The 18,744-nt window shown below is 41.4% G+C and carries 18 protein-coding genes and 1 pseudogene; 10 read left to right on the forward strand and 9 right to left on the reverse strand.

What is annotated here, in order from left to right; genetic code table 11:
* Positions 1–133 precede the first annotated feature (133 nt).
* Positions 134–619, reverse strand: a complete 486-nt coding sequence (locus KZA12_RS10595; protein WP_218690212.1) for a hypothetical protein — start codon at positions 617–619, stop codon at positions 134–136.
* 166 nt (positions 620–785) lie between these two features.
* Here KZA12_RS10595 and KZA12_RS10600 point away from each other — a divergent pair.
* The 5 genes and pseudogenes from KZA12_RS10600 to gorA form a co-directional block, all read left to right on the forward strand.
* A pseudogene (locus KZA12_RS10600) lies at positions 786–1,181 on the forward strand (ATP-binding cassette domain-containing protein); the annotation flags it as partial.
* Between the two features lie 302 nt (positions 1,182–1,483).
* The gene (locus tag KZA12_RS10605) at positions 1,484–1,648 is read left to right on the forward strand and encodes a hypothetical protein (RefSeq protein WP_218690213.1); all 165 of its coding nucleotides are present in this window, start codon (positions 1,484–1,486) and stop codon (positions 1,646–1,648) included.
* Positions 1,649–1,841: 193 nt separating this feature from the next.
* Positions 1,842–2,882: a hypothetical protein gene (locus tag KZA12_RS10610; protein WP_218690214.1), complete on the forward strand. Its 1,041-nt coding sequence runs from the start codon at positions 1,842–1,844 to the stop codon at positions 2,880–2,882.
* A 133-nt stretch (positions 2,883–3,015) separates the two neighbouring features.
* Entirely contained in the window at positions 3,016–3,468 is a 453-nt protein-coding gene (locus tag KZA12_RS10615; protein ID WP_256932939.1) for a TM2 domain-containing protein, read from the forward strand.
* 430 nt (positions 3,469–3,898) lie between these two features.
* Positions 3,899–5,263 carry a glutathione-disulfide reductase gene (gene gorA / locus KZA12_RS10620; protein ID WP_218690215.1) on the forward strand — a complete coding sequence of 455 codons (1,365 nt, stop codon included), beginning with the start codon at positions 3,899–3,901 and terminating at the stop codon, positions 5,261–5,263.
* A 356-nt stretch (positions 5,264–5,619) separates the two neighbouring features.
* On the opposite strand, the gene KZA12_RS10625 is transcribed toward gorA, so the two are convergent.
* The 3 genes from KZA12_RS10625 to KZA12_RS10635 all read right to left on the reverse strand — a co-directional run bounded on the left by KZA12_RS10625 (position 5,620) and on the right by KZA12_RS10635 (position 7,710).
* Positions 5,620–5,988, reverse strand: a complete 369-nt coding sequence (locus tag KZA12_RS10625; RefSeq protein ID WP_218690216.1) for a hypothetical protein — start codon at positions 5,986–5,988, stop codon at positions 5,620–5,622.
* A 39-nt stretch (positions 5,989–6,027) separates the two neighbouring features.
* On the reverse strand, positions 6,028–7,119 hold the full coding sequence (locus KZA12_RS10630) for a hypothetical protein (RefSeq protein WP_218690217.1): 1,092 nt from the start codon (positions 7,117–7,119) through the stop codon (positions 6,028–6,030).
* A 222-nt stretch (positions 7,120–7,341) separates the two neighbouring features.
* The gene (locus tag KZA12_RS10635) at positions 7,342–7,710 is read right to left on the reverse strand and encodes a hypothetical protein (RefSeq protein WP_218690218.1); all 369 of its coding nucleotides are present in this window, start codon (positions 7,708–7,710) and stop codon (positions 7,342–7,344) included.
* A 213-nt stretch (positions 7,711–7,923) separates the two neighbouring features.
* On the opposite strand from KZA12_RS10635, the gene KZA12_RS10640 reads away from it, so the two are divergent.
* Complete coding sequence (locus KZA12_RS10640) at positions 7,924–8,136, forward strand: hypothetical protein (RefSeq protein WP_218690219.1); 213 nt, start codon at positions 7,924–7,926, stop codon at positions 8,134–8,136.
* A gap of 126 nt (positions 8,137–8,262) precedes the next feature.
* On the opposite strand, the gene bilR is transcribed toward KZA12_RS10640, so the two are convergent.
* The 3 genes from bilR to KZA12_RS10655 all read right to left on the reverse strand — a co-directional run bounded on the left by bilR (position 8,263) and on the right by KZA12_RS10655 (position 12,775).
* Positions 8,263–10,179, reverse strand: coding sequence for a bilirubin reductase, long form (gene bilR, locus KZA12_RS10645; RefSeq protein WP_218690220.1), 1,917 nt, complete (start codon positions 10,177–10,179; stop codon positions 8,263–8,265).
* A gap of 224 nt (positions 10,180–10,403) precedes the next feature.
* Complete coding sequence (locus KZA12_RS10650; protein ID WP_218690221.1) at positions 10,404–11,012, reverse strand: GNAT family N-acetyltransferase; 609 nt, start codon at positions 11,010–11,012, stop codon at positions 10,404–10,406.
* Between the two features lie 155 nt (positions 11,013–11,167).
* Positions 11,168–12,775: an FAD-dependent oxidoreductase gene (locus KZA12_RS10655; RefSeq protein ID WP_218690222.1), complete on the reverse strand. Its 1,608-nt coding sequence runs from the start codon at positions 12,773–12,775 to the stop codon at positions 11,168–11,170.
* Positions 12,776–13,120: 345 nt separating this feature from the next.
* Here KZA12_RS10655 and truD point away from each other — a divergent pair, with 345 nt between their 5' ends.
* The gene (gene truD, locus KZA12_RS10660; RefSeq protein WP_218690223.1) at positions 13,121–14,407 is read left to right on the forward strand and encodes a tRNA pseudouridine(13) synthase TruD; all 1,287 of its coding nucleotides are present in this window, start codon (positions 13,121–13,123) and stop codon (positions 14,405–14,407) included.
* An 88-nt stretch (positions 14,408–14,495) separates the two neighbouring features.
* On the opposite strand, the gene KZA12_RS10665 is transcribed toward truD, so the two are convergent.
* Both KZA12_RS10665 and KZA12_RS10670 read right to left on the reverse strand, forming a co-directional pair.
* A complete protein-coding gene (locus KZA12_RS10665) occupies positions 14,496–15,968 on the reverse strand; it encodes a diguanylate cyclase (RefSeq protein WP_218690224.1) in 1,473 nt (490 codons plus the stop codon).
* 194 nt (positions 15,969–16,162) lie between these two features.
* Entirely contained in the window at positions 16,163–17,044 is an 882-nt protein-coding gene (locus KZA12_RS10670; RefSeq protein ID WP_218690225.1) for a PHP domain-containing protein, read from the reverse strand.
* Between the two features lie 251 nt (positions 17,045–17,295).
* Between KZA12_RS10670 and ispZ the strand changes: the two genes are divergently transcribed.
* The 3 genes from ispZ to KZA12_RS14925 are packed head-to-tail and all read left to right on the forward strand — an operon-like array spanning position 17,296 to position 18,700.
* Positions 17,296–17,847 (forward strand): septation protein IspZ, encoded by a 552-nt coding sequence (ispZ, locus tag KZA12_RS10675; RefSeq protein ID WP_201623830.1) that lies wholly within the window; start codon positions 17,296–17,298, stop codon positions 17,845–17,847.
* Between the two features lie 54 nt (positions 17,848–17,901).
* Positions 17,902–18,213 carry a YciI family protein gene (locus tag KZA12_RS10680; protein WP_201623832.1) on the forward strand — a complete coding sequence of 104 codons (312 nt, stop codon included), beginning with the start codon at positions 17,902–17,904 and terminating at the stop codon, positions 18,211–18,213.
* Positions 18,214–18,226: 13 nt separating this feature from the next.
* Positions 18,227–18,700, forward strand: a complete 474-nt coding sequence (locus KZA12_RS14925; protein ID WP_373416613.1) for a hypothetical protein — start codon at positions 18,227–18,229, stop codon at positions 18,698–18,700.
* Positions 18,701–18,744: the final 44 nt, after the last annotated feature.

Here is an 18,744-nt window from a genome sequence, read left to right on the forward strand (position 1 = left end):
AGGTCATCAAAGCTTTTCATGCTACCAGCCATTTGCTCAGCCAGTTTTTTAAGGTCAGATTGAGTAGTCATTGCTTATTCTCCGGTTAGTGGATTATAAGCAGTTACACAAAGTTTGGGAAACTCTCATCAATTTACCCCTCATTATACTTAACTTTCAAAACCGCAATTGCCTTCACAATCTGCTCGCGATTTTTGGCGGCTTTAAGCCACTTGGGTAAACGACTGGCTAGTGAGCTATTCATCCAAGTATCTACATTTGGATTACGTTGCCTGTGTTTGGCCGATACAAAGTCTTCCAAGTATTCTAAATGACGCCTATTGAACGCCCATAAACTCTCACCAACACAATCGGTTTGCAGCCATAAATTAGCGCCAAAATAACTGTCCGTTGGATTTTCTGCGTCCCAATAAAATGTTCTTTCTTCTACTATTTTCGCTAGATTATAGCCACAACTTGGACAACTTAACCTCACCTCGTCGTTGCCACCGTCATTATGTAAAGTAACAGCAGCTCTCGATTGACACTTTGGACAAACAACTAGCGTAGGGTCATCATTAGTAGGAGTGCTAATAGAAAATCTATCTTCATTATTTTCTTGAAATCGCTTTTCAGTCATAAAGTCTTATCCAAGTGCTAACACAGGCTTGAAAACCAATTAAATAAAAAGATGAATATAGTGCCTCGTTATTAATTGTACTAATTACTTCGAACAATGCAAAACGAGAACGAAACATGACTTCAATAGAAGAAAAACTAAATCAGGTTGAACGTATTTTTCATAAGTGGGACTTAGCTACATCTGTCTCGGTCAGTCGGCACCAACGCTATCAGGTGGTGAAGCGCAACGAGTCAAACTAGCCCGTGAGCTGGCCAAACGTGATACGGGACAGACGCTGTATATCTTGGATGAGCCTACCACTGGTCTGCATTTCCATGATATCGATAAACTGCTCAATATCTTGCATGCGCTGCGTGATAAAGGCAATACTATCGTGGTCATCGAGCATAATCTTGACGTTATCAAAACCGCGGATTGGGTGATCGATCTTGGCCCTGAAGGTGGTAAAGGTGGTGGTATGATTATCGCTGAAGGTACGCCTGAGGAAGTGGCTGAGAATAAAAACTCGCATACGGGTGAGTTCTTAAAACCGATGCTTGAGTTGCAAAAAGCTAGCTAGTTAGGTTATTGTTAAATAAATGTATTGAGGCTATCCTTTTGGGGGTGGCCTTTTTTTTGAGTGGAGTTTGAGTTTATCAAGCGTAGGGTGCATTCCATGCACTGATAACTAAATAGAACCTTCACCTTTAACACTAACCAAATTAATTTTTCAATAAATAAAAACCTAGGTAATTATAATCTAGCAAATATGTAAACTTGACATTTGTTGCTGAAATATTGCTAACAAGTTATACTCCTTATGTCATTGAAAAATGACCAAAGCTACTCATCTTTGCATAAAACTTCTTTAGAACATTATTTATGAAATTGAAATTATTACTCTTACTTATTTCAATTTTTTCTTTAGTTGCTTGTTTATCTTCTGATGAAAAAGCTGTTTATGGGGATAGCTTAACAATCACACATGAAGCACCAGCTCCTGACTCTTACTCAGTAGAAAAAAACAATATGTACAGTCTTGTGTAGAGACATCTGATAAGGACTTTTGTAGTTGTCAGTTTGATGTCATGGATCCAATACTTTCTAGTTCAGCAGGTAATAAATGGAGCACAAAAAAATATGGAAAAGAGAGATTTTGAAACGTATTTATCAGCTATTGAGTCAGCAGTAAGCCAATGCAGTTAATCTAATAAAGTATTTATTTTAGAGAAGAAAAAATATGGCTTTAATCAACTGCCCTGAATGCTCTAAAAGCATCAGCGATCAAAGTACTGCTTGCCCCAGTTGCGGCTTCCCTACTACTAGCGTTGTTCCTCATCCTTTACCACAAGCAGATTCTGATAATAATGATTCACTAGCAGGTAATCGTCAAAGACAGAAAAATAGCGGCTGTTTTGGTGCAACTATTTTCCTACTTATTATTATAGTTGCTATCGGCTATTGGCTTGTGAATGCTTATGATAGCTATACAGAAAAAGCTAGACCATACAGTGAAGAGCAGTCAGAGCCTGATGACGAACCACCAAAAGTCCAAGAATCAGTATTTGATTCTCCATTGACACAGATACCAATGTTACTTTCCGGTTCAAGTGAAGATGGCCGTTATTTCCTTATTTCTCAATTTACATCTTATGGCATTGAAAACGTTAAGTATGCACGCAGAGGGAATGAAAGCGACTCTTTTGGGGAGATGCAAATTGACTGCAAAAACGATAAGATCAGAAAAACCTCATCAGATAATCTTGAGGCCTTAATCTCAGCAGATCTTGGAGGTTGGTATACGCCAACACCAGATTGGACAGATCAAGATATTGTTAATTTCATATGCCCAATCAAAAGAGTAGTGTCAAAAAAGATAGAACATCATGAAGTAGTTGAGAAAGTAGTAACGCTAGAAGCTCCCAATAACGAAGTAGTTGAAAGAGCAACATTGGAGCAATTCAAGCCAGAGCCAGTGATATCAGTAGAAGCAAGACCGAGGGAAGTTTTATTATCGAATCCCCCTTCAGGTAGTGAGAAAGAATATAAAGTACGGGAAACACCAATAAAAACAAAAGAACCTTACAACGAAAAAGTAGTTAATAAAGCAGCGGACGATAAAAAAGAGAGGGACATAGCACGCAGAAAAAGTGATGATCGAGCAATATGTGAACAAGCTATAAAAGTAAACAGTGCTTACCTAGGGAAGGACGATCCGGAATATAGTCAGTGGAAGGCAATTAAGCGTGCCAACTGTATGCAAGATAAACTATATGAGTGAAATTAGTGGATACAAATCGGTGTTATTTGTGAGTAATGTATCAAAATGAGCCCATAAGCGAATTAGACAAAACAGATACAGTGAGTTTTGACTATGGGAATAAGCCATCAATTATCTGAATATAGGAATAAATATGGCAATTATTGATTGTCCTGAATGCACACATAAAATTAGCGACCAAAGCGTTTCTTGTACTAACTGTGGATTACCAACTTCTAAAATGAAGTTTTCGATTAAATGTCCTGAATGCTCTGAGTCTATTAGTAATCAAAGCGCGTCTTGTACTAATTGTGGCTTTCCGATTGTGAAACCTGCACCGTTTAAAGCTGTCCCACCTCCTTTACCAACTCAAAATCATACTACTATCGTACAGGTGAATAGTAGTAGAAAAAGCAAAGGTGTTGCAATATTGCTAGCTTTATTCTTAGGAGGTTTTGGCATACATAAATTTTATTTGAATCAGGTTTTTTGGGGTATTTTATATTTATTATTTTGTTGGACATTTATACCAGCAATAATTTCTCTTTTCGAAATAATAATACTATTGTTTATGAGCGAATCTGAGTTCAATAGACGTTTTGGATAGGTAGCCCTTAAGTTGGGCGGAGCTTGATATATTAACTTAGATTATTGGTTGTATTGGTAAGGATAAATAAGTAGCGGTAAATCTGTTTTGTTATAGCTTTTGCCTCGTGAAGAAGCTGTAGGTCTGAACCACTAAATACCTAAAGATGTGTTATTTTCTATCGATTGGGGCGGTTAAAGGTTTTTACTGTTGAACATATTTGTTGGGGGTCGCAAGCTCCGCCAAACCTACGAATTGTCTAAGCTTATTCAAAATCTCCTACTTTTATCTTCTGCACTCATAATTTCACCTACCTAAAAAAACACTGCAAATTATGCTATCGTAACCTTGGTTTATTATGACCTTGATAAGTCGCTCACCACCCTAATAATAGAGCTACCCAGTATTAACAGACATTGCATCAACAGACATCAAATAAAGAGACTTAACCATGACCAAACATTATGATTATATCGCCATTGGTGGCGGTAGCGGCGGTATTGCCTCAATCAACCGTGCGGCAAGCTATGGCAAAAAGTGCGCGATTATCGAAGCCGAGCAATTAGGCGGCACTTGTGTCAATTGGGGCTGCGTGCCCAAAAAGGTAATGTGGTATGGCGCGCATGTTGCTGAGACTATTCATAAGTTCGCGCCAGACTATGGTTTTGACGTTGAGGTCAAAGGCTTTGACTTTCAAAAGTTAGTGCAAAGTCGCCAACAATATATCGAGAATATCCACCGCGCTTATGATAATAACCTCGCCAAAAACGGTGTTGAAGTGATAAAAGGCTTTGCTAAGTTTGTCGATACCAATACCGTCGAGGTTAATGGCGAACATATTACCGCTGACCATATCTTAATCGCTACAGGTGGTCATCCTATCAAGCCCAATATCAAAGGCGCAGAGCATGGTATCGACTCTGATGGGTTTTTTAAATTAAACCATTTACCAAAGCGCGTAGCTATCGTTGGTGCAGGCTATATCGCGGTTGAGATTGCAGGCGTGCTCAATAGTCTCGGTTCTGAAGTGCATCTCTATGTACGCAAACACTCACCACTACGTACCTTTGACCATACCATTATCGAGACTTTATTGATCGAGATGGAGCAAGCGGGCATTCATTTGCATACCAATAGTGTAATAGACGAGGTTAATAAAAATACCGATGATAGCCTGAGCTTATCTATCAATGATGATAGCGAAGGCCATATCGACACCGTTGATTGCTTGATTTGGGCAATAGGTCGTGCGCCCTCTATCGATAATATTAACCTGCAAGTCACTGGCGTTGCGACGACTGATGACGATAAAATCAAAGTCGATAAGTTCCAAAATACTAACGTTGATGGTATTTATGCGGTCGGTGATATTATTGAGGACAGCGTTGATTTGACCCCAGTCGCGGTTGCCGCAGGTCGTCGATTATCGGAGCGCCTATTCAATGACAAACCTGATGAGCATCTAAGCTACGATTTGATACCGACGGTTATTTTTACCCATCCTCCTATCGGTACTATTGGCTTGTCTGAGATTGAGGCTGTCAATCAATTTGGTAAAGAGGCTATTAAATGCTATAGCTCAAGCTTTACCGATATGTTTAGTGCAGTGACCCAGCATCGACAAAAGTGCACGATGAAGTTAGTATGCTTAGGTGAGGATGAAAAGGTGATTGGCCTACATGGTATTGGCTTTGGCGTCGATGAGATGATTCAAGGCTTTGCCGTGGCGATAAAAATGGGCGCAACGAAGGCGGACTTTGATAATACTGTCGCTATTCATCCAACGGGTTCAGAAGAGTTTGTGACTATGCGTTAAAGGCTATGCGTTAACAGCTATGCATCAGGCGCAGGAATTGTGCTTGATGCTGGGGGCGTAGCTTGTGATATCTAATTTATCGAACAGATAATTAAAAATTTATTACTTTCTATAGATTGGAGCCGTTAAAAGTTTCCATTGTCTAATATCACTATTGGGGGTCACAGGCTGCGCCCAGCCTACTTATTAACTATTATATTTTTGAAATTTGGGGAGGGCTCACAAGCTTGGTCCAACCCATAAACTATTATATTTTCGCAATAACCATTTAAAAAGTATTTTAGCCCTAATTGTAGCTATTGATAACCACAACCCCTCTCTAACCCTTCTAAATAACACTGCTATCAGATCACGGTCTACAGATCCAATAGCCATTTATTATTTGCCTTATAAACTTTGAAATTGCCCTGATTGATACTAGTATGACCGTTCATAGTTTGGGTAATATCAGCGCTACACAGATAAGCATCAACGCTATCAGTAGCTACGCAATCGATATTATCTACACTATCAAGAGTGGGCATGGCCTTTTCAATAACGCTGTTAAAAGCCTCGTGATCTTGCTCATTACCAGCTAAAGTCGTTGTCTTATCAGCCATAGTATCGGTTTGTTTATAGTGCTTTTTAACTAAGCCTTTAACCGTGCGATTAGAAGGATCATCAGAGCAAGCCGTTAGGAATGCTATCAATACAGTGCTAATGGCTAAGATTTTAAAGCTATTCATAACTGTCTCAATTTAAGGTAAACATAAACTTTAACTTCCTTATTTAACGGTCACATTAGTATACTGGGCCAGACTATCGAGACTTCCCTGTACGCTTATCGGTCGTGACTTTAATAACTTGCTGCTGTGAGGCAGCTTTACAGTAATGCCTTGCTTGTTAACTTGATAGAGGACGGGTTTATTAGTGAAGCTCAGAGTTTTTTGCTTAGTATCATAAATAAACGGCCCATCATAATACAGCTCAACTCTGCCCTCTTTATTAGCAAACACATAGTACAGTTGCTCGCTGTCTCCAACAAAATAGCTAGCCAAGACCATTATCTTTTCGTTGTCTAAATGAAACGTATAGATATAAGGCGATTTGCCGTCTGTTTTAGGATCATACACAGCTAAAGCTTGATAGTTATCTACCCGCATTTTGCCATTAACTCTTGTGCTTTGAGTAATAAAAAGCAAACCTTTCGCTTGGTATTCTTCCTCCACAATGCGTATGGCCACGGGTTTATTATTAATTACTTTATAAGTTGAATACTTATGCCATGCTGCGCCACTCTTGGTCATAGTACTTAAAGTCTGCCTATCATAATCGATATCAAAAAATCCACAGTTACCCTGCGCCAGCTCAGTGAATTCTTCACTATGCACGAAGCTATGGCCTTTTTTTAGATAGACTTGATAAGAAGGACCGCCATAACAACCGTAGCGGCCATCCTTTAGGGCTAAGTCGTTTTTATTATCAAAATTAAAGTCATCATAGATCAGCACGCTACTGTCACCGTAGGGAATATTGACAATATTCGCACTGAGTTTTCCGCCCAGCTGCAATGATGCACTGTCCTGTAGTTCATAATCCATAGCAAGACTAGAAGGCTGAGCTATTAGAGTTTTTTTAGTTTTAGCGTCTATGATTTCGATAATATAGTTTAATTCACTAAATTGTTTATCAGTATAGTCTTTAATGGTGGCGTAGTAGTCGTCAGAGAAATCTTCAATCTGGTACTGGTTTGACGCCTGAGCCAAAGCGGAGTATGGCAAGGAGAGAATAGGCAAAGCCAGAAGCGTTATAGCCGCTTGAAAGATTTGATTAGATACGACTTTAGGCAAGGCATTGAATGTTTTAACCTTAGACATAACCTACTCCTTATTGGCTAGCCGCTACTAGCAAAATAGTTATTACTGCATAATCAATAAGGTAGCATAAAATAGCTCATTGACTAACTATTAAACATTGGTGTTAAGTCCTAAATATTAATGTTAAGCCCTAAACATTGGCATTAATTATTAAGCACAAAAAAAGGCTAGCACTTACGCAGCCTTTTTCCATTATCATCGTCCTACCAGCTATTTCGATTGCTATTGGGTTAGTACCCAAGTGCCGTTAACATCATTGACCTTGAACACGCCACTATCAGTACGGCTAGTGCCGCCGATAGTTTGGGTAACGTCAGCCGTGCACAAATAAGCATTATCACCATCGGTATTGTCACAGCTCACGTTTTCTACCTTTTCGAGGGTCGGCATCATCCCCTCCATCATGCCACTCATAGCTTTTGCCGTCTCGTCATCATCAGCTTGTGCCATCGCATCATTCATCAGGCTATTGGCTTTATCATACTGAGTTTGAATAAGTTCTTCCACGTCGCTTTCAGAAGGCTTATTAGAGCAAGCGATAAGTATCGGGGTCAACAGCAATACAGCACCTAGCTTTATTAAATAATTCATAACTACCTCAGCGATTAATTAATGATTAATAAGCAAAATTTTATAGACCTTTAGGCCATCTTAAACAATATTTAAACTATACCTAATTAGCTATTAAAAATCAGCAACATTTATTAATATTTCTTTACTGCTCTTATGACTGAAAAATAACCACTAAGGCTAACAGTAGAATTACGATACTGCTATGATGCTCGTAATGAAATTGGTTGCGAGATGACTGTGTGGCAAGTATATTTATTTATTGTTCCTATTGGCTTAGGTATTATGACTTTGGTAGGCAGCCTAATGTGCTTATTTGCTTACCTGATGTCCGATGATAATGCCACGCGCTTACCGGCTTTTACTTGGTTTAAGCGCTTACTTATTGTGGCATTCATACTGATAAGTATTGGGCTGTTTATGACTTTTAAGCATTTTTGGGGCTAGCTGGTGTTAAGTTTACACCGCTTTGCTTTGATTATGGTGTGCACTGACAAAAGCTGGTAGAACAGGATAGTTAAAGGGGCTGAGCTCAAGATTTTAAGCACTATTGCTTTGGGTTTAAAGATAACTTTAAAGCGCATTAGCCGCATCATAAGCTGTTTTTGTAGCATACGAGATATCAGCTACTGTACAACAATCTCCCACTTTTACTACCTCTATCCCCGCAGCGATTAACGCCTCTGCATCAAATAAAACCGGACGCGCGCCACTAGCGATTACTACGTAGTCGTGAGCAATATAGATATCATTACCATAATGATCTTCACAGCGTATCTCATCTGCAACAATATCCATTACTCTATGGTTAGTGTATATTTTTACCCCATACTGCTCATAGTTCGCAAGCATAGAGGGTAGGATGGTCACACTTATATGATCAGTAATTTTATCCGCTATCTCTACTATCGTTACTTGGCAACCCCGTTCAGCTAGATATTCAGCAGTCTCACAGCCGACTACCCCGCCACCAACTATGGTCACTCGACCAGATACTAGTTGCTCACCGGCCAACACTTTCCAAGAGTCATAAATATTATGGCCTTCTATACCAGCAATGGGTGGCATAAAGCTAATCGCCCCTACCGCTACTATCACCGCATCAGGCTTTAGGGCCATTATACTTTGAGTAGTCGCCGTTTCGCCTAAACGCAATGCCACCCCTTCTCTATGTACTGCCCGTATCAAGTCTTCTGTAGCCCGATGTAGCTCTGCTTTACGTGGTGGCACATCAGCGATATTTAACTGCCCACCTAACTGTGCTTGCTGTTCAAACAGTGTCACGCTATGGCCTTTATTAGCAGCGACCCTTGCCGCTTCAAGTCCAGCAGGCCCGCCGCCAATCACTACTATATTTTTCTTGACCTTTGCTGCAGTAATAACCCTACTCTCTTCAAAGCCATTCTCTGGATTGACAGTACAGATAACAAAAGATCTGTTCATAATAGAGTCAACGCAGAAATTGCAGCTGATACAACGCACAATATCTTTTTGCTGACCTAAGGCGGCCTTATTTGGCCATTCAGGGTCAGCCAGTAGCGCTCGGCCAATGCCAATCATATCGGCTTTACCAGTTTGCAGCATAGTTTCAGCCATGTCAGGATCAATGATGCGTCCTGAAGTACTCACAGGGATAGAAACAGCTTGTCTAATAGCGCCAGCGATATCTGCAAAGAAGCCATAAGGCTGCACACCCATTGGCGGTATAGTATCTGCCAAGTTGACGGTATGGTTAGCCTGACCTACGTGCAACATATTCACGCCTGCATCCTCAAGCCATTTTGCGAACTGCGGGGCATCGACTTCATCAACGCCGCCTTTGCCGCGCACAGGAGTGACTACTGATAACTTATAATCAATGATCATATTCGGCACAGCCTGTTTTAAGGCGCGAACTAGTAGCAAGGCAAAACGGGTGCGGTTTTTTAATGAGCCACCAAACTTATCGGTTCGGCTATTCATTTTGGTGCTACATAACACCCCTACTAGCCTATCGCCATGTACTTGAATAACGTCAATACCGGCCTGTTGCGCCCGCAGCGCACAAGCACACATCTTATCGATGATCGCCATTAAAGCCGTTTCACTCACCTCATTAACGAAGTGCTCCATGTCATAATGCAAGCGCTCACGTACCTCATTTTTTTGGCCATTAATAAACATCTCATTGATGGCATCGACATCGTATTCCGGATGAAATATCTGTACCCCAATTTTGGCGCCATAGCTATGAACACTATCAGCAAGCCGACGGAAACTGTCAATTTGACTATCATCAAACAGTTTTGGCGTGGGCGCAAAGCTACGAATGGGCGCAACGTCGCCTAGCACAATATACCCTACGCCCCCTTTGGCAAGACGAGTATAAAAAGCATAGCTTTGTGAGCTGATGCTCCCATTCTTAGCTTCATAACCAGTAGTAAGCGGTGGTAACATCAAACGATTTTTAAAAGTCACACCACCAATAGTAATAGGTTGTAGTATTTTCATTATTCTTCTCTTCTGCAATAGCCTATAAATAAACTTATTTTACTTTTGTAATAATACAAACACCTAATACAAGGTGCTTGTTAGTTAGGATTTACTGTCTCTAGTAAACCAACTGATGCGTCTAGCCTTGATTAGCCTTAGTGAGAGTGGTTGCTAAGACTAATCAGCACTATTGATTACTAGTGCTAATTAGAGCTAAAAACCTAGGACAAAACCCTATTTAATCAAAGCTCTGCTAAAGGAAGACTTAGCTTTTCTAATTCTAATAGCTGTAAATCTTTGCGCTTTGGCTCGCCATTATTGCCGTCTTCTGGAAACGGCATAGAGACCCCTGTAAGCTTGTAGCCACGGCGCTCATAGTAAGCCAATAGTTCAGGACGATGACTCAATATACTCATAGTCAAACGGCTAGTCTGCGCAGCTGACTGACGCTTATTACCTTGTAAATGCCGACTAGCAAAAGTCTCTGCTGCTTGTAGTATCACGTTGCCAACTCCCTCACCTTGCAGCTCAGGATGGACGGCAAACATACCTATATAGGCATTATCGCCAGATGGTACGTTGCTATTAATATCCACAGCAATACAGCCTAGCAACTCGCCAGTCTCTTGCCCCTCTCGATCGCCAGTATTGGTTTTTGGGTAGACGAAAATATAATGCTTAGGGTCAGCAATGACCACAGCCAGCTCAGCCTTAGTAGTGCGAATACCAGCGACTAAATCTGCCTCATTAGTCCAGCCTTCTGCCTGCCGATAACAACGGTCAAGTAGCTGCTTAAGAGCGTCAAGGTCTTTTGACTGCGCTTGGCGTAAAAACACGGTATCTTTATTCATATGACGGTCACACTTTTTATAGATAAATGGTAAAAAAGACTGCCAGCGTAGAATGGCAGCCTTTATCGTAACTTTATCAGTGCCAAATAAGCGCTAAGATTTACTGTTGCTTAGCACTTAAACGCTTAAGCACTTAAACGCTTAAGCACTTAACACTAACGCGACAAAGCATGCGCTTGCTCGATAATATTGAAGCCGGCATTAATCTGTGCTCGTGTTGGCGCATGACCACGGCGTAATAGTTCACTAAAAGCCACTAACTCTTTATCACGGCCTAAAGTACTAGCAGCGCTGGCACGCGTATCCTCGCCTTTATCATCAAAATAATATTCGATATAGTTGAGCGTATCAGGCGAACCCAGCAATATATTATGATCAGGGGTAGCTGCATGACCACTATAGCGTAAGCTTTTGCCATACTGCATAGTCCAAAAGAAGGGAATTCGCTCATCTAAAGAAGGTACAGTATCGTCTCCTAAGATAGCCGCTGCGGTAACTAAACCATGTTGCAATGCTACCCGCCAATGCTCAATACGCATACGTCCCATCTGTCCAGATGCCTTGGCAATATCGCCTAGCGCATAGACCCCATCACGTAGCTGCAAATGACTATCGACTTGCACACCATCGGGGTCATTGACCTCTTTAAGCAAGTCAGTAAGCGGCGATACACCTGTACCTAAAATTATAATATCTGCGTCTAACTTAGTGCCATTTGCCAGAGTAACGCCACTAACCTGCTGACCGTTGCCATTGATTTCATTAACCGTAGCATCTAGTACAAAGTTAATGCCATTGTCTTCATGCAATTTAATTAAAGCGTTGCTCACTGTTTCGGAGATGATAGTCTCCATTACTCGTGCGCTCTGACCGATCACCGTAATAGAGGCCGTATTGCCCGCTTGCGACAAGGCTGCGGCTACTTCCATCCCGATAAAGCCAGTACCGACGATCACTACGTGCTGATCTTGACTAGCCTCTTTGATAGTTTTGGCATCATCCATGCTGCGTAAAGTATAGACTCCTTCTAACTGGGCGCCTGTAATAGGAGGAACGATAGGCTTAGCACCGGTTGCTACTACTAAGAAATCAGCCGTTATATTATATTCAGCATGGTGCTCATCTTTAATAATAACCGTACGCTCATTAGCGATAACGGCACTGACCGTTTGCTTTAGGCGTAATTCTATATTGTTTTTCTCTGCCCAATCCGCGCCGCCAAGTAGTAGCTTTTCTTCAGGCAGGTTACCTGCTAAAAAGGCTTTAGATAACAGCGGACGATTATACGGTGCTTTGTCCTCTTGGCTTAGTAAGGTGATTTTGCCACCATAACCTGTATTACGTAATTGATGGGCAGTCATAAAGCCTGCTGCCCCGCCACCAACGACAACCGTATGCGTGCCAGTGAGCTGATCATTTTTAACAGCCCTATCTATTTTGGCGGCAGTATTAACGATCAGATTATCCCCATCATCCGTCAACTGATACTGGGTGAGCCCTTCAGTAGCTACTGGCTCTAACAAAGTGCCGTCACGACTATCAAAAGTCGCATGATGCCAAGGGCAGACTACCCGATTGCCACACCGTAGACCTGTGCCTAAATCTGCCCCAGCATGCGGACACTTGCCATCGAACGCCTGAAAGGTAGTGTCATCGCGGGTGATTAAAATGATACTATCATCCGCTTGCTTATATGACTTCATACCGCCATCTTCAATATCGGCTTTATTAATAGTGACTGTGGTAATAGTGGCCTGAGACATAAGTTATCCTTAACGGTGGCGATTGCTACCTGATGGGTTATGATTGATTGCTATTGATTAGATGGTAAAATATCGACTAGCCTTACTATAAAATAAATATTTCACTCAGCAGCAACTTATTAAACATTATGTTATGCGTTGATAATATGTTATTCATTGATCGCATGTTATGCATTGATAGTAACAAGACCCCTTAGCATTCGATGTGTATTTGTATATCTGCCACGTTGCAAAACGTAACTTCTGCATTCAACGACTTAGTTCCACTATAGAAAACCTACTTTTTAAGCCTTCTATTTGCTTATAGGCTGCTTTGCCCTTAACCCTATCATAGACGATCATTTTATGACTTCTCAAGATCCTAATATTATTGAGCCTGTATCTACTCCTATTACTAGTAATCAGCCTTCTGATTCACAACATTTTGACCGCTCAAGCTCAAATGACTTAAGTTCAAATGATTTGAGCTTAGCCATTGCAAACTTCGACAGCTTAAGTTTAGAGGTTGCGACATTGGTAGATACGGCGCTACTAGCGCAACCAACATTGCCACCTATTAAACTAGCGTACTATAAATCGTCTAATGAAGACTTTATAGTCAATGAAATAATGGCTGTAGACTTTAGCGATGAAGGCGAGCACTTGTGGCTACATATCCAAAAATCAGGCATGAATACCGCCTATATTGCCAAACTACTAGCTGAGTGGGCAGACATCCCCTTACGCGACGTCGGCTATTCAGGACTAAAAGATCGGCATGCACTAACAACACAATGGTTCAGCTTACGCATTCCCAAAAAGCAGTTGCCAGCAACCGATTTTGCCCCAAGCGACTTAGGTGATAATGAGACGGTAGAAATTATTGACCAACGTTGGCATAACAAAAAACTCAACCGTGGCGCACATCGGGCTAATGAGTTTGTTATTACCCTGCGTGATATAGAATTCGCTAATGATCTACAAGTGACGGCTAACCATCAACTTGTCGAGCAGCAGCTAAAAACCATAATGAGTACTGGCGTGCCCAACTATTTCGGTCCACAGCGCTTCGGGCGTCATGCCAGTAATATCAGAGAGGCGCTTAGACTGTTTGCTCAGCCTATTGAAAAAGACAAGCCCAGCGGCAAAAAGAGTAAACGTAAACGTGTGCCACGCGAGCAACATACTATGGCACTATCTGCAGCGCGCAGTGTTATTTTTAATGAAATTTTGAACGCCCGAGTGGTTGATGGCAGCTGGAACACGGGACTGGCAGGAGAAGTATTCAATCTTGACGGCTCAGGGTCGATCTTTAGTAGTGAGCAATTGGACGATACTTTACAAGCACGTCTCGATAGCGGAGATATTCATCCGACCGCAGTAATGTGGGGTGTAAATAACGATAAAGTGGCAGGCCCAGCGGCTCAGTTAGAGACTGAGGTAGTACAGAAAAGCGCTTTATTGACTGTGCTGGCTACAGGTCTAGAGCATCATGAGATCAAAGCACAGCGTCGAGCTTTGCGGCTGCCAATAGAAGCATTGTCATGGCAGTGGCTAGATGAGCAATCACTAGTATTGCGCTTTAGCCTAACTACCGGTAGCTTTGCTACTAGTGTATTGGCCAGCTTGACTCAAGTATTAAAGACAGCTTAGGGCCTAGTTTACATAAACGCTTAGCTGCTGTTTCAGTGACTGTTTCAGTAGCTGTTTCAGTAGCTGTTTCAATATCTAGGTCGGGTATTTAAGTACCATAAATCGACTCAGCTACAGGGGGCTCTAAAAGTCCTTCTGCTTGCAAATTATTGGCACTCACTACTTGATTACGGCCACGATCTTTAGCTTTATATAAAGCTTTATCAGCGGTACTAATTAAGTGTTGACAGAGATCTGCAGGCAGCTTTACTTTTGCAAGAGCTAATGCTGCCTTTGATTGACTATGTTCGGCTGATCTAAGAAAGCTCAACTTACTCTTGCCAAGTTTTCGCCTTGCTGCTGGGATGTTGCGATTCGCACATTCTTCTTTAATAAGTCTCAATTTATTATGAGTCAAAGTATAAAGACCAAGGCTAACTGTAACCATCAAGTCAATGTCCTTAGTAACTCGTATAATATGCTGAGCGATATTTACACGCAGTTGCTCAGCGATTGCTAGCGCTTCATCATGAGAAGTATCCGGCAAAGCCATCAAAAACTCTTCACCACCATAACGGCTAATAATGGCTCGATCCGGTACAGTAGTAGAAAAAATATGCGCCACTTCACGCAGCGTTTGGTCTCCCACTTCATGCCCATAACTATCATTAATATTTTTGAAAAAATCTAAATCCAATAACACCACACTATAATCTTTTTCCGAACACTGCATAAGTGTTTGCTGCATCTGTTTAAGACCATGGCGGCGATTATTCAATAAAGTCAATTCGTCTTGGTTAGCGTGTTGCAAGATTTCGTTTTTACTATTGTCTAATACTACTAATAAGGTTCGAAAGGCATAAACTATAAAAATAGCTTTGGGCAATGCCAGATATATATGAGTTAAGCGCCAGAAAAAAGCTGATGAGAGCTGTACTTCATTGACGCTATTCCAGCCTAGTGCATCATTTTTGAAGATTGAGGCCGCAATAGCGTTCTCGATAGCCATGACCTCATTATAAGTAAGATAACTATAAGCATCGAACACAGGGTAAGTTATGGTGAGCTGACGTAGATTGGGTAAATTAATGCCGAAATAAGGAGTAGCAATTGCCAATAAAATCAACACTACTTGTAACAAAAACACGCGCCAGACATACAGACGTTTCATTAGCATCATACCCAGCATCGAGCCACCAACTAGTGACACGCCAGCATATAAACTGCTATAGCCCATCATCACTATGACGGTAGCTATATAGAGGGTATAAGGTAAGATAAGACCGATTTGCCATCTATTTAAAGCATTATCGTCATTTTTGATACCAGATAAGCGTCCTATCATCCACCAAAAAAACAACCCTGAGAGGGTGATACCTAGCCACAACGGATACAAAAAATGGATATCAACGTAACCACTAAGTTCGTCTTGTCGTATCCATACCATCAGACACCATAGCCAATGTAAAGCTACCTCCATCGTTATAAATAATGCTAATAGCGATGCTCGGTCTGCGGCTGGCAAATCAAAGATAATGTGAGTGAGTTTTTTATAGCTTGGTTTATAAATCGAAACTGCCATCAATAACTGCCGCATAAAAATAAATGAGGTTAAACAACTTTATATTGGCAAGCTTTAAATCAATTAGCAATACCTCACTCATAAAGGGCGCTAATTAAAGATGGACGGTCGATATTGCTATCAGAACTGCTGATTAACCTGTAAAAACATGGGCTTTTTCGATGCACACACTAACATTAACGTCGAATAATAAGTTAGGCTAAACTGGCAAAGGCCTGCCAGATGCCTTGCTGATCAGCATTGACAGTAGGTACGTCACCGATGCGTCGCCAAGGCATATTACTACCATGAAAATCGCTGCCAACAGAAACCGCCAACTTATGCTCAGCAATACTCCGATCTACCATTCTACGGGTACTTAATGGCTCACTGTCAGCCGGCAGCTCACAGCCATCGCCGCCAAGCGCAGCAAATTCTTCAATAAGCTTACGTACTCGAGTTGCCGATAGTTGATAGCGAGTCGCATGGGCCAATACTGCCTTGCCACCACAAGCTTGAATCAATTCAATCCCCTTTTGCATACTCAGGGCTTCAATGGCAACATAAGCTGGCTTGTTATCAGCTAAGTATTTATCAAAAGCTTTTTGTACCGTTTTAACTTCGCCACGCTCGAACAATACTTGTCCAATATGAGCGCGCCCAACTGCTTTAGCGTTGCCGCCAGCTTTAGTCAGAATCTGTTGCCAAAGCTCGTCATAATCAATACCTAACAGTGCGCTAAGTTTTTCAGTAATACGTTGACCACGAGTAGCACGACTGTCTTGTAGTTGTTGTAGAGTGGCATGCATACGCGCGCGATCCGAAAAATCCAAGCCTAGCACGTGGATAATTTTGTTGGTTGATTTGTTCTTACCATAACCACCACTTAGCGTATGCTCACAACTGATCTCTACGCCGTTAATAAGCTGCATACCATGAGAATCGGCGGCTACGCGTGCCTCATCAATGCCTAACAAGGTGTCATGATCGGTTAATGCCAGCACCGTAACCCCAGCGGCGTGGGCCCGTTCTATTACCTCTGTAGGCGCATAAGTACCATCGGAGCAGGTACTATGACAATGTAAATCGACTTTCATGGTTTTGGCCTTATCCTAGCTTTAGATGTTTTAGAGCTAGAGAAATTAGAGGGATAAATAGTCGTTACTTTAAATAAAATAACAGTTCTAAATAAAACTAACGATTCAGAATAAGTTGTGCTAACTCATTCGCTTATGCTTATTATAGCGGTATATTATAATAGATAACGAATATAGACTGTGTTTGCTTTTTTTTAGCCCAGTAGAGGTGTAAACTATCCTCTACGTTTTTGTAGGATATTCCACCTGATATGAAAGCCTTATTAGACTTCATTCCGCTGATTGCTTTTTTTATAGCTGCTCGTACTCACGGTATTTTGGCAGCCGCGGGCGCTTTACTTGTTGCCACCCTGATCATCTATGCTATCCACTTTATCCGTCAAAAAGGTAAATTTGAGAAGCAACAATGGGTAGTTTTATTACTGACTATTGTCTTTTGTGGCGGGACCTTATTACTACGTGATGATATTTACTTACGTTGGAAGTCCCCTATTATCAATGGTATCTTCGCTTTAACCTTAGTAGTCAGTGTGGCTATCAATAAACCGTTGATGCAATTGGCTATGAAGGATGTCTTCAGTCTCTCAATGAGGGGTTGGAAAAAGCTAACTTTGGTATGGGCAGTATTCTTCGCTATGATGGCGGTACTACATTATATCACGGCATTTACTATGTCAGATGAGGCTTGGATTAACTTTAAAACTTATGGCTGGATTCCGATTATGCTAGTGTTTGTAATCGCTCAGTTTGCTGTTTTAAAGAATCATCTCAATCCAGCATTGACTGATAAAACCGCTAAATAAGTTACTAAATCCATATAGTTTTTCCTATTATTTAAGCCTTATTGAGGAGTCCTAATGCCCTTATTTGCGATCATTGGTCATGATGTTGCTAACAGTGCTGAGCAACGCAAACTTACTCGTGACGAGCATTTAGCACGCCTACAAACTCTCGATAGTGAGCAACGTCTACTCGTTGCTGGGCCTACTCCTATTGCACACCACCAAAGCGGCGATACAATACAGATGTCTGGCAGTATTGTCATCGCTGACTTTGTATCCCTTGAGGCGGCACAAGCTTGGGCAAGTGCTGAGCCTTACTTACGTGATGGTGTATATAGCCATGTCGATATTAAACCTTTTATCCACGTTTTACCTAAACCTATATAAAAGGTCCGCCATCGTGAGTGCATTGTTTACCTCAAAATACTCAACACCTACTAATAAGCTAGTGTCCGTTATTTATCAGCGCTCTAGTTATCAATTTATAGCTGTTTGGCTGAGCTTATTTATAGCTTTTTCAGCGCAAGCATTACCAGTAGCAGCTGGTGCTCCTTCAGCTCAGCCTGCTATAGCTACTGATATAGCTACTGAGGCTAATACCGACCAGCCGACAGCTGAAGCTGCGACTATAGATAACACTTTAGCCGCGCAATTAAAGCCGTCAAATCAGGCACTTTCTGCTGCCAATCAAAAGTTGCTTAGCCAAAATGCGCAATTACAAAGACAAGTCAATGACCTGCAAACGCAGACTAATGTCTTAGTATATGAGAGTAAAGGCCAGCTGTTTTTATACGGTGCTTTTACTGTACTAATAAGTCTCTTAGTAGGTATCTTTGTCTCTTGGTTAGTGTTTGTGCGGCGGGAACGTTGGTAGTAGTATGCTAGTAGCTGGTTTTTTATTAGTGCTGGTTTTTTATA

This window comes from Psychrobacter sp. BF1 (genome assembly GCF_019279065.1).
Classification (GTDB): Bacteria; Pseudomonadota; Gammaproteobacteria; order Pseudomonadales; family Moraxellaceae; genus Psychrobacter; species Psychrobacter urativorans.